This window comes from Flavobacterium sp. 140616W15, from assembly GCF_003668995.1.
GTDB lineage: Bacteria > Bacteroidota > Bacteroidia > Flavobacteriales > Flavobacteriaceae > Flavobacterium.
Genome location: NZ_CP033068.1, coordinates 3,422,252 through 3,441,645 on the forward strand (window position 1 = coordinate 3,422,252; position 19,394 = coordinate 3,441,645).

Here is a 19,394-nt window from a genome sequence, read left to right on the forward strand (position 1 = left end):
TAAATTTATGAATTCTCCATTCGATTTTTATTAATTTTGCAAACAAATCCTGTCGTAAACTATTAAAACAAAACAATATGAAAATCGTAAAATCAATCGCAACTTTAGCAATTGCAAGCCTTTTATTTATAAGTTGCAAAAAGAATGAAACAGAAACTAAAGAAGTAACTACAACTGAAACTGTTGCTCCAAAAGCAAATAAAGAAATTGCTGCTCAAAATGTACAAACCGCAAGTTTTGAGATTGAAGGAATGACTTGTGCAATGGGATGTGCAAAAACTATCGAAAGCGAATTAGCTGACCTTGATGGCGTACAAGATGCTAAAGTAGATTTTGACAAAAAAACTGCTACTGTAACTTTTGACAAAACTGTTCAAAATCCTGAAAACTTAACTAAAATAGTTCAAGCTACTGGTGACGGTAAAACATATAAAGTTTCAAACATGAAATCGTAATTCAAACGATTTTAATGATACAAAAAAAGAGCATTCATAACGAATGCTCTTTTTTTGTATCTGTATTTCTTATAATTACTTCCATTTAATAGTTTCCATCAGATGTTGCATATCATTTTTAATATAACTCGCTGCAGGCATGATTGAATCAAAATTTGGCTTAGCATAAAAATAAACTGAGCCCGTCACAAAATGCTTAATACTGTCTGTGATATAAAATTGAGAGTTTGTAGCAGCATTTCCGTCAACTTGATAAAACATACCATAAGCTTTTTTATCAGGGTTTAAATACGGCTGTTCTAATATATCATCCGCTTTTATAACATGCTCGTAAGTTAACTTCTGAGCATCTTTCAATAATTTATTAATATCATTATTGACAGGTTTATAAGTAAGGTAAATCGTAGCTTTCATTTTTGGATATGAAATCATGAACCCGCAATCTTTTTCCCCTTTTATAACTGCATCTGCATTTATCTCAAAAGCAAAAGGACATTGGTTTTCAAAATTTACATATTTAGCTTCTGCATAATCCAGTCTCAAATAACTTGCTGGCTTAGGCACAACATCATTTTTGCAACTTACTACAGTCAATGTTATTATAAAAATCGTGATTATGGCAATTGATTTTTTAAGCATTTTGTTATTCTATTGTTACTTTTATTTGTTTTATTCTTTTACTATCCACTGATTCTATCGTAAAAACACAGTTCTGAAAAGTTATTTTTTGATTCTTCTTTGGAAAATTTCCTATGATTTCCAAAATAAAACCTCCTAATGTTTCGGCTTCTCCTTTTTGTATTTCAAATAAGTCCTCATCAACATCTATAATTCTATAAAAATCTTTAAGATTTATCTTTCCTTCAAACAGGTAATTCTTATCATCAATTTGAGAAAAATTAATGTGTTCATCATCAAACTCATCACTTATATCTCCTACTATTTCTTCTATAACATCCTCTAAAGAAACTAACCCAGAGGTTCCACCGTATTCATCAACAACAATTGCTAAATGGCTTTTCATACTCTGAAAATCTTTCAATAAATTGTCTAATTTCTTATTCTCTGGCACAAAAAATGGCTCTCGAATAAGTGTAGCCCAGTCAAAATCTTTTTTATCTATATATGGAAGCAAGTCTTTAACGAACAAAACCCCTTCAATCTGATCAATATTGTCTCGGTAAACTGGAATTCTAGAATATCCTTTTTCGATAATTTTAGGATATATTGCTTCAAAAGACTCTGAAATCTCTAATGCAAAAATATCAATCCTCGGACTCATTACCTGTTTTGTATCTGTATTTCCAAAAGAAACAATCCCTTCTAATATTTTTTGTTCTTCAGTTGATGTATCTTCTGAATCAGTGAGTTCTAAAGCCTGAGACAATTGCCCTACTGAGAAACTCGTCTTTTGCTTCCCTAATTTATTATGCAAATAAATTGTTGCTGAACGCATTGGCAGACTAATAGGAGAAAGCAATTTATCTAACAAAGCTAATGGATATGCTACTCGCTGTGCAAATTTAAGATTATTACGACTTGCATAAACCTTTGGCAAAATTTCACCAAAAAACAATATCAAAGCAGTAACCAAAATCACTTCTAGAATAAATTTTAACACTGGAGAAATCACTGCTCCAAAAATATCTCGACCTACAAAAGAGAACAAAATAACAACTCCAATATTAATAAAATTATTGGCCACAAGAAGTGTCGCTAAAAGCTTTTTGGGTTTATCCAACAGGTTAGAAATTATTCTTCCTTTGGATACGTTTTGTTGTAATGCCTCATCAATATCTTTTTGAGACAACGAAAAAAGTGCTACTTCGGCGCCTGAAACAATGGCCGAACAAAAAAGTAAAATAAATATTCCAAGAAAACCAACAATCAGGTCGGCATCTAAGATGTTTGCAACGTATAAACTGGGCTCTGGGTCCAAATTAAAAAGAATTAGTTAAACAATCAGAATGGCAAATCATTTATTGGTAAGCCATCATTCGAGGCGTCAAAGTTAGTGTTTTTTGACGATTCTGAAGAAGGATTCTGCTTCTGCCCTTCAGTCTCTTTTTTAGTTGTCAAGAAAGTAAACTCTGTTACTTGTATCTCGGTCGTATGTTTCGTCGAGCCATCTTCGGCTTGCCATTGGCGTGACTTTATTCTTCCTTCGATATATATTTTATCTCCCTTTGACAAATATTTTTCACAAATTTCTGCGGCTTTATTACGCACAACAAGATTATGCCACTCTGTTGAAGTGATCTTCTCATTGGTTGTTTTATTTATATAAACCTCATTAGTTGCCAATTGAAATCGCCCAATGCAATTCCCACCATCAAAATAATGCATTTTTACATCGTCACCTAAATGACCTATCAACATCACTTTATTTAATGTTCCGTTCATGACTTACTATTGTATTTCTATCAAAGATACATTTTTTTAGAAAATTATTTTATTCTGTTTCAATAAAATTATGAATCACTATAGGAAAAGGATATGTTTTTAAATCCTGCGCATTAATCCCATTTATAATTGTCTCATTAATTTTTATTTTCCAAAATTTAATAAACAAATGCTGGTGTGATAATTTATGAATAATACTTTTTGGATTACATTCTTCTATTCCTATAATAGAGTACGCAACAAAAAACTCTTCTTTAATATAAGCTGCTATAAAATCAAAATCTTTTTCAGCATCTGTTTCTAACAGTGGAAACTCATACAAATTGTGCCAGATTCCTTTTGCTGTTCGTTTTTGCAAAACAGTATTACCTATTTCATCCTCAACAACCAGATAATTAAAATATCGAGCCGTTACTTTTAGTTTTTTAGATTTAACCGGCAACACATCAACTTTTTTCCGCTGTAAAGCTGCACAACTATCATTAAACACACAAACCAAACAATTTGGACTTTTGGGTACACATTGTAACGCGCCAAACTCCATTATAGCCTGATTAAAAATTGCGGGATTATCTTTCGGCATTAATTCATACGCCAAAGCAGCAAATTCTTTTTTAGTCGAAGCTAGAGCAATATCTGTTTCAACATCGAAGTAACGTGATAAAACACGAAACACATTTCCATCCACAACAGGAACAGCTTCATTATAAGAAAACGATGCTATAGCAGCTGCTGTATATTCTCCTACTCCTTTTAATTTTAATAATTCAGCATAAGTTCCAGGAAACACTCCGTTTAATTCATTTGCTACAAACTGTGCTGTTTGATGCAAATTTCTAGCTCTCGAATAATATCCTAATCCTTGCCAAAGTTTCAAAACCTGCTCTTCATTGGCGTTAGCCAAATCAAAAACAGTAGGAAATGCTTTTGTAAAAGACAAAAAATAAGGCATTCCTTGCGCTACTCGGGTCTGTTGTAGCATTATTTCTGATAGCCAAATAGGGTAAGAATCGGTAGTATTTCGCCATGGCAAATCGCGTTTATTTTGTAAATACCATTTTATCAATTGTTTAGAAAAATTCATCATTAAATATTAGACAACAAAAGTAAAAGTTTATGTAATTAAAATTTAACGAATTAGCTTGAATATTTGTTTTTTTAATTCCTATATTTGCAAACTCAAAAAATAGTATACCATTATAAATAGGAAAGAAAATGACGAAAGCAGATATCGTAGCGAAGATTTCAGAAAAATTAGGTCTTGAAAAAGGTGACGTTCAAGCAACTGTAGAGACTTTTATGAATGAAGTAAAAACTTCATTAGAAACTGGAGACAATGTTTATTTAAGAGGGTTCGGTAGTTTTATTGTAAAAACCAGAGCTGAGAAGACTGGAAGAAACATTTCTAAAAATACCACTATTAAAATTCCAGCACACAACATCCCTGCGTTTAAACCTGCAAAAGTTTTCGTAGAAGGAGTAAAGACAAATAACGAAGCAAAATAATACTATTAATTAATCATAAAATCGATAAGATATGCCAAGTGGTAAAAAAAGAAAGAGACATAAGGTAGCAACGCACAAACGTAAAAAAAGAGCGAGAGCTAACCGTCACAAGAAGAAAAAGTAGTTTTAAACTACTTTTTTCTTTTTAAACGTTCATTGAAATTGAAAATTAGTTACCAGTCATCAATACACAGTACTCAGTCTACTGATTACATAAAACTGCTTACTGCCTGCTAATTTTCCCCGGGTTCAATACCTGTTAAAAATATTGTTTAATCCATCCTTACAATTCAGTTATGAGTTATATGTTATGAGTTTAAGAGTTGCAAAGCTATGAACTGAAAACTGTGAACTGAAAACTAAAAAGTTCGGATAAAAATTTACAAATGAATAAAGAATTAATCATTAGATCAAGTTCTGATTTCGTAGATTTTGCCTTATTAAAAGATGGAAAACTAATTGAATTACACAAAGAAGAAGAGAAAAGCAATTTTCAAGTTGGCGATATTTTTATAGCCAAAATAAGAAAACCAGTTGCTGGACTTAATGCTGCTTTTGTAAATGTTGGCTTTGAAAAAGATGCCTTTTTACATTATCATGATTTAGGACCTAACTTAGCTTCTCAATTGAAATTCATAAAACTTGTAAGCGCAGGTAAATTAAAAGATTTCTCCCTAAAAACCTTTCAGTTTGAAAAAGAGATTGATAAAGACGGCACCATTACTGATATTTTAAGTGCTAATCAATCTGTTTTAGTACAAGTCGTAAAAGAACCAATATCTACTAAAGGTCCAAGAATTAGTGCAGAACTATCTTTGGCTGGACGTTTTATTGTTCTGGTTCCTTTTTCTGACCGTGTTTCTATTTCACAAAAAATAGAAGACAAAAAAGAAAAGGATCGCTTAAAAAAACTTGTATTATCGATCAAACCTAAAGGATTTGGTGTTATTGTTCGCACAGTAGCCGAAGGCAAAAACGTAGCCGAATTAGAAAAAGATTTGCAGAACCTGCTTAGCAGATGGACTGCAATGTGTAAAAAATTACCAACTGCTCATCATCCATCCAAAGTATTAGGAGAACTCAATAGAGCTTCTTCAATATTAAGAGATGTATTTAATGATACCTTTAGTGGTATTCAAATTGATGACGAAGAGTTGTACCATCAAACGAAGGATTATCTGCAAGAAATTGCACCTTCAAAACAATCGATTGTTAAGTTTTATCAATCAAATGATACTCCAATTTTCGAGAAATACAACATTGAGAGACAAATCAAGACTTCTTTTGGGAGAACTGTTTCTATGAGTAAAGGGGCTTATCTTATTATCGAACATACTGAAGCTTTACACGTTATAGACGTAAATAGCGGAAACCGTTCTAATAAGGCCACTAATCAAGAAGACACAGCCATGGAAGTTAATATGATTGCTGCTGCCGAAATCGCTAGACAATTACGTTTGCGTGATATGGGTGGAATAATCGTAGTTGATTTTATTGATATGTCTAATCCTGAAAACAGGAAGATTTTGTTCGACTTCTTGCGAGAAGAAATGAGCGACGATAAAGCAAAACATAAAATCTTACCGCCTAGCAAATTTGGATTAGTTCAAATTACAAGACAAAGAGTAAGACCCGAAGTAAACATTAAAACTAGAGAAGAAAATCCTAACAATGAAAATGGCGAAATTGAAGCGCCAATTTTAATCATTGACAGAATCACTGCTGATTTAGAAAGACATTTAAAAACCCACAAAAAAGTTGTGCTTAACACACATCCATTTGTGGCAGCTTACCTCTGTAAAGGTTTTCCATCAATACGTTCAAAATGGTTTTTTGAATATAAAAAATGGGTGAAAATTATACCTCGTGACGCTTACACGTACTTAGAATATCATTTCTACGATAAAGACGGAAATGTTATTAAAGAATAAAACAAGAAACCGCCTTTCGAAAGATTGGTGGTTTTTTTGTACCTATAAATTAAAGTTTAGAATATTTTAAGTATTTCAAACAAACCGTTCAAACAAAAGCATTTTTCTTACATTTGAGATCTGTTTAAATTATCAAAGATGTATCTAACAAAATACTTAAATTATTTCATAGTAGCTTTTGTTTTACTCTCTACAAAAGCATTCGCTCAAAATGACACTCTTTTTTTGACAAAAATTGGAGAACTACCGACAAAGAATTAGCTATTTACTATAGAATCAAACCTGTAAAAACAAAAGCAAAAAATGTTCTTGGTTACAGAATAGCTAATATTGATTCTGTTTATATAATTAATGACTATTATTTAAAAAGTAATAAAATACAATTTGAAGGTTATTCAAAAGACCCTGAAGGTGAATATTTAGTTGGTAATGCAAAATGGTACAATGAGGACGATAGTAAATCCTACACAAGAGAGTTTAATTATAAACAAAACAACAACGACTCAAGATTCAGAATCCCTCAGTGGCCAATCTTTTATGCAAGTTATTCGATTGCAACAAAAAGTCAGCTTACTGGCGGTTTAGAATTTTGCTTAGATTGCAAAGATAAAAACAAACTTTTTTTGGGCTTAGGATATGGAATTACCAGTTATGATGGTAAACACTATGGTTTACCTGACTTACATTTATCCTATAACTTAAAGGAATTCCTATTCATAAAAACGGGCGGTTCTGATAAAAACGCCTATGCATTGACTGGTTTAACATTATTAAACATGATCGATTTAGGTTTTGGTTATTCCGCATCATTTAACAGAGAAAAAAATCCTGTAATTAAAGGTTTTACTTTTGGAATTACTTTCAGGTTCACCAAGAATAACGATGCTTATGGTAAACTAAAAGTAATGTAACCCTCACTTATTCCCTCACAACCTCAACTTTTCGTCTTATTTCATTCCCAAATTCATCTACAACTGTAATATAATGAAATCCAGCTGTCATCACAATTGGTTTTTCATGAAAAACTTTAGTCACTCCTTTGTAAACATTATCCACATACCAAAACAATTGACTTTCTCTTTGTGAATACGCCACTCTAAAAATTACAGGTTGCACTTCACTATTAAAATTTTTGGTTAAATAGATTTTACTATTCGCTTTAGGATAAATAAAATCCATAGAAGCAGTTTGAGTGCCCGTACAATTATCTCTGAATGGCGGTAATGGCATATATTCGATATGCTTACTTTTATAATACCATGCCATTACAGGAGGCAAAACAAACCAATTCTTCACAACTATATTTTCGATACTTTCACAGCTACTATTTACCTGAAACTTTTCGGTTTGGTCTAAATGTACTGTTTTATGATACGGGCAAATTGAAGTCGTTTTTCCTTTTAGTGTTACCCATTGCTTTATTTTTGGACAACCTTCTTTAGCTAAATATCCACTTAAACGACAAACTTCAACCTCATCCAAATCCTTATAGGGAGTTGCAAACCATTTTTGCCTTGGTAATAAATTAAACACATCAAATAAAATTGGAGCTGCACTTGTAACTCCTGTTAATGTTGGTCTTCCTTCTCCTGTTGCATTTCCTACCCAAACTCCAACTACATATCTAGAATTTGTTCCTATTGCCCATGCATCACGATTACCAAAACTTGTACCTGTTTTCCAAGCTATCTTAAGTGAGCTGTCATAAAACTTCCAGGCTTCATCTCCTTCTGGCCTGTTTACCTCTTCCATAGCGTTATACGTTAACCAAATTGAACCTGCACCTAAGATATTCTTCTGCGTACTTTCGTCTCCAAAATCAGGCTCAAAATCGTTTTCATAATTTAGCTCTGTAAACTCATTTGTTCGGTACTTTCCATTACTTTTATTAAAATAATTTACTGTCGATGACATCCCTGCATAACTACGGCATAAATCCCATAAATTACTCTCAGCTCCTCCCAGAATAAGTGACAGCCCATAATGATCTGGCGGTTTAGAAATATTTTTTAATTTAAATTTTTGCAGTTCTTCATAAAATTTATTTACTCCAAAATCTTGTAACATCAAAACCGAAGGAATATTAAGCGACCTTGATAATGCCCGATGCGCTGGCACTGCCCCATCAAATGTTAGGTTGAAATTTTGTGGTGTATAACCCGCAATCTGCGTTGGTACATCAGCAACTAATGTGTTCGGCAATAACTCTCCATCATCGAGCATTGCAGCATACAATAAGGGCTTTAAAATACTTCCTGTACTTCTTGGTGCATCTATTATATCAACATCTTTTTGATGATCGCTATTTGTTGGAGAATTCCCTACATAACTTATTACGTTTCTATTGGATACATCAATTACCAAAATAGCCAAATTACTAACCTCATTCTGCTTGTATTGATTGTAATAGTATTTTGCAATTTGATTTACTCTATTTTGCAAATCAAAGCCTATCGTAGTTTTTACTCTAACTCCTTCTTGATTTTTAGCCACTCGTTGCAATAAATGAGGTGCTATTTGTGGCAGATCATATGGTTTTCGAGGTAAAGGCTCTTCTATAGATAGTTCATAAGTTTGTCTATCAATAATTCCTTCCAGATTAAGCTTACGCAAAAGGCGATTACGCTTCTCTAATAATTTTATTTGGTTCTTTCCTGGATAAATTAAACTTGGTGCGTTTGGTAAAACTGCTAAAGTCGCATTCTCTGCCCACGATAACTGATTTGATTTCACTCCAAAATACCTCCATGAAGCCATTTCTAGACCAACTACATTTCCTCCAAAAGGAGCATGAGCTGCATACAGCTCTAATATCTCATCTTTTGAATATCCTAATTCTAATCTTGTCGCAAGAACAACTTCTATCAGTTTTTCAAAATAAGTCCTTCCTTTTCCTTTTCTCGACAATCGGATTACTTGCTGTGTAAGTGTACTTCCGCCTCGAACAACCTTTCCCGCTTTTCTGTTTTGTTTAATAGCATTGACCATAGCAACAGGATTAAAACCTGGATGCTTATAGAAATATTCATCCTCAAAATATACTATACACTTCTTAAATTTATCAGGAACACTGTCCTGGGCAGGAAAACGCCATTGTCCATCACGAGCAATCTTCGCTCCTAACAACTCTCCTTCTTTACTCTCAATAACCGTAGAATAGGGTTCTTGAAATAATGTTCGTGGTAATGAAAAATAATAAATCACCACTAACAAAAATGCTAGCAGTGATTTTATCTTATTCTGTTTTATCCAATTTATAATGCGTTGAAGGAACGCTTTTAATTTATTTTTCAAATCTTCTAATGTAATTTTAACCGCAAAGTTCGTAAAGTTTTTTTTGCTCGCAGATTTAGCTGATTCTGCAGATTTTATTTCTATCTGTAAAATCTGCGTGAAACTTTACTTCACCACTTCAACCCAAAATCCTTTAGTTCTCGCCAGGAATGTATTATCGTACATTGCTTCACATTGCAATCCTGGTAAATAATAGTTTCCTAAATAAGATGCATTCAAGAGAATTTTAAACACTTTGGTTTCACCTGCTTTTAGTCCAAAATAGAAATTAGTTCTATCATCACGGATATCAATATAATCAGCGACATTATTGGTTGCGTCCCCATAATCTGTAAAGCGAGTATTTACAATTTCAAATCCTGAAGGTAAAATTTGAGTCAATGCTACATTTTCGACACGTTCATTTCTTAGGCTTCTAACTGTTACCTCAGCGATAAATTCTGTTCCTTGTGTTATCTTAGAAACATTTATTACTCCGCCTTTTCTGTTTTTGAAGACTATACCAGCCGATACATCACTCTGAATTACATTTTCCTGACCTATCGGTAAAATTCCAGTATTCAATACGCGAACATAAATCGTATTCTTTTTATTGTTTTTTAAAGTGATACTGTTTGTACCTGCTTTGACTGTCAAACTTCTATCGGCAACAGTTTTTGAAGTTTTTATAACTTGACTTTTTCCATCTTTACTATACTGTACATCTATTCCTTTTACACCATTGTTCAATGAAAATTGAGCCATCGCATACAAAGAATAAGCTGTAGTTTGTGTACTCATCCATTGATCACTTGCCATACTTTTAGCCAGTTTTACAGCCATAGCAAATGCTTTTTGTTTCTGTCCTAATAACAACATTGTTTCTAGAGCCATCGCACGGTTTCTATCGCTTGAACCATAATAGTAATAATTATACGCTGAAGACTCCTCATCGATTTTACTACTTAATAACAAACTCGAAGCGGCGCTTTTTTGTCCTGCCAGAACATAAGCTGCTGCAAGTCTAAGTTTGCTTTCGTTAGAAATACCTTTTGTTTCACGCAATCTATTCATTGAAGACAAATCAGACGAACCAGCCAAAGCCAATGTATACAAGCGATATGCTTGTGCCATATCATTCCCATAACGCGGTTCAAATCGCCATTGTTTGGCCTCTTTTTGTTGATACGAAAGCCATTTTGATTTAAAATTGATTGGCAATACATATCCTTTCTTCTCTGCTTCAATCATAAAATGTCCTGCATAAGAGGTTCCCCAATCATCGGCAATTGAATTCCCTTGCCAATACGGAAGTCCTCCATTTGACAATTGAAAACTTCCCAATCTTGTAATTCCTGCTGTAACATTCTTTTGAATAAGCTGCTGGCGTGTTGCATCAATATCTGCCACATCATTTAAGAATAACTGTGGAAATACAGACGAAGTTGTTTGCTCCACACATCCATGCGGATACTGGATAAGAAATTGCAATCTTCCATTTAAATTAATAGTTGGCATTGACGACACTTCTAACTTGGCTTTATTACTTCCTGACACTCCAAATGTTTTCCAAACAATCGTTTTTGAACTATTTGGTTCCAAAACCACATCTGTAAATGTGTTCGTAACAGGATTTGGATTCGTCATATCAATTTCGACATCATAAACTGATTTTTCTTTCCCTGAGGTCGCAATAACTTGTACTTTGGCAATTCCAGTTAAGCTACCCACCTCTAGATTAAAATAGGCCATTTTTTCATCTGGCTGTGTAAATGTCAATCTTTGAGCTGGACTTCCTACAACTCTTAATCCATTGCTTGTTTTAATTTGTACAGTAACGTTTTTGATGTTTTTTTCCATTGCAAAAATCGTAACTGGGATAGTTACTTTTTCTGATGGCGAAATTTTTCTTGGCAATGAAGCCAATACCATTAACGGACTACGAACAGGAGTTGCTTTCTCTACACTTCCGTATGCACTTGTGTTTGCATCTCCAGCAACTACCATTGTTCTTACTGAACCAATATATTTAGGCAATTTTATCTGATGTGTTTTAGTTTCTCCTTTTCCTAATTTAAATGGTCCGAGGTAAACAACTACCGGTTTAAAACGATTGGCTTTCTTCGCTTTTCCTCCACCTAAGTCCTGATCTCCACCAATACTAAAAATCTGATTTACTTTACCGCCATATGCGCCAATTACATCATCATATACATCCCAAGTTTTTACACCTAAAGCTTCTCTAACATAAAAGCTGTCCCATGCATTTGGCGTTTTAAATCGGGTTAAATCGAGTAATCCTTCATCAACAACTGCAATTGTATAAGTCATTTCTTTTCCAGATTTCTCACTTACTTTTACAGGAAAGGTTTGTTCTGGTTTCAGTACATCTGGCATTACTATACTTGGAGCTAGAATCGTCGTTTTATCAATTACTTCGATTGGAACAATTCCGTACATACGAATTGGTGAATCATTTTTGGTTGATGCATGGGGCTGCAAAAGTGTAATATTAAAATACACATTTGGCGCCATAGCTCCTGTAATCGGAACTTCAACTTTAGTTTCTCCTTTTTGAGTTTTCACCCAAAGTGTCTGTACTACTTTCGAGCCATTTTCTATAGAGATTAAAGCACGACCGCCTTCACTCGAAGGGAAAGATATTTGTGCTTTTTCGCCTACTGCATAATTCTTTTTATCTGTAGAAAAAACAAGCATATTGGCTGTAGAAGCATCTGTATTTCTTGTTTTTCCAGACCAGATTGGCCAATCTATATTTACGGTTATTGCTGATGCATGCCCTCCAACTTCATCCGAAACACGAATCAAATAACGTCCCCATTCTTCATCTGTCAATGCAAATTGAAAACTTCCTTTTCCGCTTGCATCTGTATTTACTCTAAATGTTTTGTAAGATGTGGTAGCATTTGATGAATTGTAATTGGATAAATTATCACTCGAAGCGTCCCACCACCAGCGCCATTCTGTTTTATACACTTTTACCTCTAAATCTCTTACAGATTTTGGTCTTCCATTTTCATCAACAGTTACAACATCAAATCGATTCATTTTACGGGTTTCAAGCATTCCGTATTTTGTAGGTTCTGGCGATTTTACTCCCACATAAGTGTTATATGGCGAATAGGTTGTTGAGATAACATCTGTACTAAAATCACCACCTTCTTCGAAAACCTTGGTAATAAAAGCTGCTCTTAACATTCCTGGTGCCTGCCCTTGTAATTTAGGCTCAATGTTTACGGTTGCTCTTCCGTTTGCATCTAGTTTCCCTGAGAAGATATTAATTTCCTCTGTACTAAATTGACGTACCAAATCATCAAAAACATATTTTTCGTATCCTTTAAAAGTAGTGTTTTGCTGAGAAAATTTTGCTTGCATTTCTACATTCAAGTTTTTAGCAATCGCTCCATGAAGCCATGTAACTTCAAGATTACTTGTATTTGGATATGATGAAGATAATATTGCTCTCTTAAAAGTATTTTTTATTTTTAAACGATTTGGTTTAATCGTCTCAATTTTTATGCTCTTGTAATATTTAGCACCTCCTACACTTACCATAGCTTCCCAATTTCCTGTAGGCGCTTCTGCATCTGTAGGAACTGTAAACGCATAATGATTTAGATCATTCGATTTCTGAACCGTTTGATACGTAACTTTTCCGTTAGGATCAGTTAATCTAAATTTTATCGGATGTGCTTTTGGTAATTTATTTGCTGCATCATTAAATATAAATGATAAATACAAATTGTCTCCTGGGCGCCAAACTCCACGCTCACCATAAATATATCCTTTTAAACCTTTCTGCAAGGTTTCCCCCGCTACATCAAAGTTACTTACCGACAATGAATTTCCATCATCAAGTTTCACATAAGTCGATTGCGTTCCTAAAGTGACAATAGCAAAATAGGCAAATTTATCTAACTGAAAAGAAGCGATTCCTTCACTGCTTGTTGTTCCTGTTATTAATTTCTGTTGCTGAAAACTGTATAAATCTACTCTTGCATTCGAAACTGGTTCGGTGGTGATTATGTTATTTACTGCAAACAAATAGGATTTATTCTCTCCTCGTTTGGCTATTACTCCCAGATCTGAAGCTAGAATATTAGTTCCAATTTTCGCATTATAATAATAGGAACCTGTACAAGGATCCTGACTTTCTCTCCATTCGTAATCATCATAATAATAGTCATCGTATGAGTTACCACTGTAGTTTACATCATTTTCATCTACCTCTTCTTCCTCTGTTTGATCTGTATCTACTTCACTAGTTTCACATTTATATAAAGAATATGCTTTTTTATACGAGAACTCCACTCTATAAATTGCTCCTGGTTCTGGTGCGATTATTTTAGACAAGTCCAAGGCATAAGTATTCCACTTAGTTGGATTAATTAAAGTATTTTCTTTTAGATTAATTGTTGTTTTGGCAACAGGTTGTGCCACTCTTTTTAGATTTTGAGCTCCATTTAATTCATTGTTCTGAAGAAACTGTAAGATATTATTTTTATAAATCTTGTAAACCTTTACATCTACTGCACTAAGATTTACCGCTTCAAAATTTAATTTTAAATTATTTGAACTTGGTAAAATCGTTCCGTTTTTTATGAACTTAATATTCGGTTTTATCTGATCGAAAGAAATTTTCTCCGTGTAATTTTCACTCATCTTTCGACCATACTGACTTTCTATTCCTTGAAAAACTTCCAACAATAGTTCACCAGTTACTGTTTGATCAGATACTGGCTCTGACTCTGGTTCTTCTACTACTTCTTGTACAGCCACCGCAGCACTATCCACAGATACACTTGCTGAATCTACTGCTACACTTGCTGAATCTATAACAGCAACAGCAACCTCATGTACAACTTCCTCAACTGGTTTTTGATTACTGAAATAAACTTTTAAAATATTTCCTTGAGTTGAAAACTTTAAGTTGTTTGTATTTTGTATGGCAACCAATCCCTTAAAATCTTGTCCTTTTTCTAACGGCTCCGAAAAGTTAATTAATACAGATTGATTGTTTTCGTCTGGAATCTCAACTTTTATTATTTTAAACTCATTTATTGATGTTATTAGAAAATCCATTTTTCCTTTTTGATCAATGTCAAAATCGCTTCCATCATAAGAAATCTCAAGATTACTTGCATCAGATAAACGCTGAATACTATCTATGATAAACTTAAATTCCTTCCCAGAACTTGCTGCTTTATCAAATTTAATAGTAAGATTTTTTCCGTTATGGCTAGCTAAAACTAGTTTTTTTGCTGTTTCTAAATCTATAATATCAGCCGTTTTTAATACACAATTTAGGTATTGATATTCTTTACTATACGATTGAACATCTAGCGTATTTACAATAAAATCCTGTTTAACGGTTTTAACAGTAAAATTGAATTTAGACAAATCTTTATCATCATCTCCTTTTTTAGGAAGCGTAATTAGTTTATCTAAATTTAAGGTTACTTGATATTCTGTTCCTGCTTTTAGCTTTTTTTCGGGGATAAAAGCAATAGTATTGCTAGAAAGCGCTACAACTTTACCATCGACACTTGGCGAAATATCGAATAAATCGTTATCTAAAACTTCATTTATTTTCCATTCTTTTTTCTCAAAAGCCAAAACAACGCGTATATCCGATTGAGAAGAAACAATCCCTCCGGTAAAACTCGTTATATAATCTTTGAATAATGAAAAATCAGAATTAAAATCAGAAGCAGATTTCCTTCCACAAGACTGAAAAATAAAAAAAACAAACAACACGTAAACTAATCCTCTTGTTCTCAATTTAGTATCAAATTAATGGTTACAAAATAATATACTATATAAAGGTTTAGCACTTCACAATTAAATTTACAATTGATTAAATGCGCTTTATATGTAATAAAAGTACTGTAAATTTTAATTACTTTTAAGAAGAAAAATCAGTAATGCTATTTTTTTTAACTTTTTTTGAAGGCTATGAAAAATCAATTATTAAATATACTATATTTCTTTCTTTTTAATATTATAGAAAACATCAAATAGTTTGCGTAAAGATTCTACTGAAAACGAATTCATTATAAAAAACAAATCAGTTATCGTATACCTCCTGATGGTAGTAACTTTTATTATTTTGTTGTGTTTTACGGATTATTATGTTCTACCAGCCTCAAAAACAACAGATGTAATAACACACTATGCAGTGATAACTACAGGAAGAGGATCTAACCCAGAAAAAGTTTCTGTTCACTATTATACGCAGAAGGAATTTACTTTTTCGACTATCAGAGATGATATTGAGGAGAATGATATAGAACTTGAGTATTCTTTATTATTTAAATCTGTAACAAAAGTAAAATCAAAAAAGAATGATTATACCGACCTTCTTTGTAATGATTTAAGTAGTAATGGAATTCAGTTTTATTTTTGTGGAGTATTACTTATTTCTATAGCTATAAGTTTAAAAATACTTCTTTCAAAAAAGAGCTTTTCTGAAAACACATTTTACAATATAATTTGTTTTAATTCATTTATAATATTCATATGTATTTACATGACTTATCTATATTAAACTAAAACAACTTTATTTAAACAATCCTTCTCTATAATCTTTAATTATCTTCGTCTTTTAGCAAAGAAACGTTTCATTAAATCCGAAGCTTCATTTGCCATAACACCACGAACAACAACAGTTTTAGGATGTAGTTGAGTTCCCATTTTTTCGTAACCACGATGTTCGTCACTTGCTCCGAAAACAATTTTCGAAATCTGACTCCAATATAAAGCTCCTGCACACATCTGGCAAGGTTCCAGCGTTACGTAAAGTGTACAGTCTTTTAAATATTTTCCGCCTAAAAAATTAGCAGCAGCAGTTATTGCCTGCATTTCGGCATGAGCCGTAACATCATTTAGTAATTCGGTTAAATTATGGCTTCTTGCAATGACCTTATTATCAATTACTATAATGGCTCCTACAGGAATTTCATCTTTATCAAATGCCATTTCGGCTTCTTGTAAAGCCTTTTTCATAAAATACTCGTCGGTAAAAATATCTATCATAAAACAAAAATACATTTTTAAGAAGTAATTTTTATTACATTTATTTTTTTGATTTTTAAAATTATGCCAACAAAACACAAAATAAGCATTCCTGAGCCTTGCCACGAAAAATGGGATAAAATGATTCCTGCTGAAAACGGGCGTTTTTGTCTTAGTTGTTCTAAAACTGTTATTGATTTCACAACAATGCTACCAGAGGAAGTACAGCATTTTTTTATGGCAAATCAGAACAAAAGTGTTTGTGGCAGATTCAAGAATTCTCAATTAGAAAACATAATAATTCAAATTCCTGCCAAAGTTTTATACAAGCAGACTCAATATCATAGAATGTTTTTATTAGCATTATTTATTGCTATGGGTACCACATTGTTTAGTTGCCAAGATAAAAATGGTGACAAGCAAAAAATAAATAAAATAGAAATAGTTGAAGATTCCTCAACTAAACAAAGTGTTATGGTTGGAGATATTAAAGTTAGTGGTAATGAATCATCCCAAGTTCCACCACCACCACCTCCGCCAAAAGTAGATCATGTAAAATTTGTAAAACCAACTCCTAAAAGTTCTGGTGAAACTACTAAAGACAAAACACAATCTTCAAATCAAGTTAAAAAAGATAATCCTGTATTTACTACAGGAGCGGTAACGCAGACAAATGCAGAATTCCCTGGAGGTATTGACCCATTTTATACCTTTTTTGCTGATGAATTTAAAACGCCCGAAAATACAGACACCAAAAATCTCAAAATTAGAATCTCCTTTGCAGTAGAAAAAAACGGAACTTTATCATATCTTGAATCAGTACCCGCTATTGATAAAGCAATAGAGAACGAAATCATTAGAGTTTTAAGTTTATCACCAAAATGGGAGCCCGGAGAATCTAGTGGAAAAAAAATAAGGATGCAATATTCCTTACCAATTGTATTGGAATGATATCTCGGATAAAATTTAAATTTAAAACCGTAAATTTGCTTTTTACCTTACAATGAAAAGCAATTTACTTTCGAACATATACAATCCCGCCGATTTACGCTTACTCCCTGAAGCGCAACTTCCTCAAGTTGCTCAGGAATTACGTGATTTTATTATTGATATTGTTTCTGTAAAAGAAGGTCATTTGGGCGCAAGCCTTGGTGTTACTGAGCTTACTATTGCCTTACATTATGTATTTAACACGCCAGATGATTTATTAGTCTGGGATGTTGGTCATCAAGCTTACGGACATAAAATCCTGACCGAAAGAAGAGAGATTTTCCATACCAATCGCCAACTGAACGGAATTTCTGGTTTCCCAAAAAGAGCCGAGAGCAAGTATGATACTTTTGGTGTAGGCCACTCTTCTACTTCTATTTCAGCAGCATTAGGAATGGCAATTGCATCTAACTTAAAAGGCGATTTCAACAAACATCATATTGCTGTAATTGGCGATGCCTCTATTGCATCGGGAATGGCCTTTGAAGGTCTGAATCACGCTGGGGTAACAGATGCTAATTTATTGGTGATCTTAAACGATAATGCCATTGGGATTGATCCAAGTGTAGGTGCGCTCAAAAAATACCTCACCGCTGTAAAAGAGGGGAAAAATCCGAAGAAGAATAATATGATCAAGTCATTAAACTTTGATTATTCGGGTCCTGTCGATGGTCATGATATTTTTGCTTTGATCAAAGAATTAAAACGCTTAAAGAATATAAAAGGTCCTAAATTCCTGCATATTGTTACTACCAAAGGAAAGGGATTACAACAAGCCGAAGAAAATCAGGTTCAATACCATGCTCCTGGAAAATTTGATGCTGCAACTGGAGAAATCATCCCTAAAATCGAAAATAATCTTCCCCCAAAATACCAAGACGTATTTGGTTTAACTATTTTGGATCTGGCTCAAAAAAATGAAAAAATTGTTGGTATCACTCCTGCAATGCCTTCTGGAAGTTCTCTTAAATTTATGATGGATGCTTTTCCTAAACGTGCTTTTGATGTAGGGATTGCCGAACAACATGCTGTAACACTTGCTGCTGGTATGGCTACTCAGGGGATGATTGTATATTGCAACATCTACTCTACTTTTCTACAACGTGCATACGACCAAATTATACACGATGTAGCTCTACAGGATTTGCCTGTTATCTTTTGTCTTGACAGAGCCGGTTTGGTTGGAGAAGATGGCGCAACTCATCATGGCGTTTTTGATATTGCTTATTTGCGTTGCATTCCTAATATGATAATTTATGCTCCTTTAAATGAGGTAGCCTTACAAAACATATTATATACTGCACAGCTAGGATTAGATCATCCTATTGCTATTCGATATCCTAGAGGCCGTGGCGTAATTACTGATTGGCAAAAGAATTATTTTAAGAATTATGCTACAATCGAAATCGGAGCGGCAACCTGCCTTAAAGATGGTAGTAAAACAGCCGTTTTATCTTCTGGAACAATTGGAAACAATGTAATAACTGCTTTAGAAAATTGTAGTAATTCAAGTACTATTGCTCACTACGATTTCCCGTTTATCAAACCATTAGACAACAAATTATTACACGCCATTTTTGAAAAGTTCACAAATATAATTACTATCGAAGATGGGGCTATAACTGGTGGTTTTGGAGCTGCTATTTTAGAGTTTTCAGCCCTTCATAAGTATACTCCTAAAATAACAACATTAGGTATTCCTGATGCTTTTATTGAACATGGAACTGTTACCGAATTACAACAATTATGCAATATTGACGTTAAAAGTTTAGAAATTCTTTTTTCTCTTGGTTAAAAATAA

The 19,394-nt window shown here is 33.3% G+C and carries 14 protein-coding genes; 7 read left to right on the forward strand and 7 right to left on the reverse strand.

What is annotated here, in order from left to right; translation table 11 throughout:
• Positions 1–77 precede the first annotated feature (77 nt).
• Complete coding sequence (locus EAG11_RS15040; RefSeq protein ID WP_129539869.1) at positions 78–455, forward strand: heavy-metal-associated domain-containing protein; 378 nt, start codon at positions 78–80, stop codon at positions 453–455.
• A gap of 75 nt (positions 456–530) precedes the next feature.
• Here the strand turns inward: EAG11_RS15040 and gldD are convergent, their stop codons facing one another.
• The 4 genes from gldD to mutY are packed head-to-tail and all read right to left on the reverse strand — an operon-like array spanning position 531 to position 3,942.
• Complete coding sequence (gene gldD, locus EAG11_RS15045) at positions 531–1,094, reverse strand: gliding motility lipoprotein GldD (protein ID WP_129539870.1); 564 nt, start codon at positions 1,092–1,094, stop codon at positions 531–533.
• 4 nt (positions 1,095–1,098) lie between these two features.
• Positions 1,099–2,394: a gliding motility-associated protein GldE gene (locus EAG11_RS15050; RefSeq protein WP_129539871.1), complete on the reverse strand. Its 1,296-nt coding sequence runs from the start codon at positions 2,392–2,394 to the stop codon at positions 1,099–1,101.
• A 23-nt stretch (positions 2,395–2,417) separates the two neighbouring features.
• The gene (locus tag EAG11_RS15055; RefSeq protein WP_129539872.1) at positions 2,418–2,858 is read right to left on the reverse strand and encodes a single-stranded DNA-binding protein; all 441 of its coding nucleotides are present in this window, start codon (positions 2,856–2,858) and stop codon (positions 2,418–2,420) included.
• A 49-nt stretch (positions 2,859–2,907) separates the two neighbouring features.
• Positions 2,908–3,942 carry an A/G-specific adenine glycosylase gene (mutY, locus tag EAG11_RS15060; protein ID WP_129541115.1) on the reverse strand — a complete coding sequence of 345 codons (1,035 nt, stop codon included), beginning with the start codon at positions 3,940–3,942 and terminating at the stop codon, positions 2,908–2,910.
• Between the two features lie 131 nt (positions 3,943–4,073).
• On the opposite strand from mutY, the gene EAG11_RS15065 reads away from it, so the two are divergent.
• From EAG11_RS15065 to EAG11_RS22395, 3 genes are all read left to right on the forward strand, one after another.
• Positions 4,074–4,364 (forward strand): HU family DNA-binding protein, encoded by a 291-nt coding sequence (locus tag EAG11_RS15065; protein ID WP_024981932.1) that lies wholly within the window; start codon positions 4,074–4,076, stop codon positions 4,362–4,364.
• A gap of 386 nt (positions 4,365–4,750) precedes the next feature.
• Entirely contained in the window at positions 4,751–6,295 is a 1,545-nt protein-coding gene (locus EAG11_RS15070) for a ribonuclease E/G (RefSeq protein WP_129539873.1), read from the forward strand.
• Positions 6,296–6,918: 623 nt separating this feature from the next.
• Positions 6,919–7,206 (forward strand): hypothetical protein, encoded by a 288-nt coding sequence (locus EAG11_RS22395; RefSeq protein WP_242499174.1) that lies wholly within the window; start codon positions 6,919–6,921, stop codon positions 7,204–7,206.
• Between the two features lie 7 nt (positions 7,207–7,213).
• Here EAG11_RS22395 and pbpC read toward each other — a convergent pair whose 3' ends face one another.
• The gene (gene pbpC, locus EAG11_RS15080) at positions 7,214–9,589 is read right to left on the reverse strand and encodes a penicillin-binding protein 1C (RefSeq protein ID WP_129539874.1); all 2,376 of its coding nucleotides are present in this window, start codon (positions 9,587–9,589) and stop codon (positions 7,214–7,216) included.
• 105 nt (positions 9,590–9,694) lie between these two features.
• Positions 9,695–15,370 (reverse strand): alpha-2-macroglobulin, encoded by a 5,676-nt coding sequence (locus EAG11_RS15085; protein ID WP_129539875.1) that lies wholly within the window; start codon positions 15,368–15,370, stop codon positions 9,695–9,697.
• A 241-nt stretch (positions 15,371–15,611) separates the two neighbouring features.
• Between EAG11_RS15085 and EAG11_RS15090 the strand changes: the two genes are divergently transcribed.
• The gene (locus tag EAG11_RS15090; RefSeq protein ID WP_129539876.1) at positions 15,612–16,136 is read left to right on the forward strand and encodes a hypothetical protein; all 525 of its coding nucleotides are present in this window, start codon (positions 15,612–15,614) and stop codon (positions 16,134–16,136) included.
• A 44-nt stretch (positions 16,137–16,180) separates the two neighbouring features.
• Here EAG11_RS15090 and EAG11_RS15095 read toward each other — a convergent pair whose 3' ends face one another.
• Positions 16,181–16,624: a nucleoside deaminase gene (locus tag EAG11_RS15095; protein ID WP_039112436.1), complete on the reverse strand. Its 444-nt coding sequence runs from the start codon at positions 16,622–16,624 to the stop codon at positions 16,181–16,183.
• Between the two features lie 63 nt (positions 16,625–16,687).
• Between EAG11_RS15095 and EAG11_RS15100 the strand changes: the two genes are divergently transcribed.
• A complete protein-coding gene (locus EAG11_RS15100) occupies positions 16,688–17,554 on the forward strand; it encodes a hypothetical protein (RefSeq protein WP_129539877.1) in 867 nt (288 codons plus the stop codon).
• Positions 17,555–17,606: 52 nt separating this feature from the next.
• Positions 17,607–19,388, forward strand: coding sequence for a 1-deoxy-D-xylulose-5-phosphate synthase (locus EAG11_RS15105; RefSeq protein ID WP_129539878.1), 1,782 nt, complete (start codon positions 17,607–17,609; stop codon positions 19,386–19,388).
• Positions 19,389–19,394 lie beyond the last annotated feature (6 nt).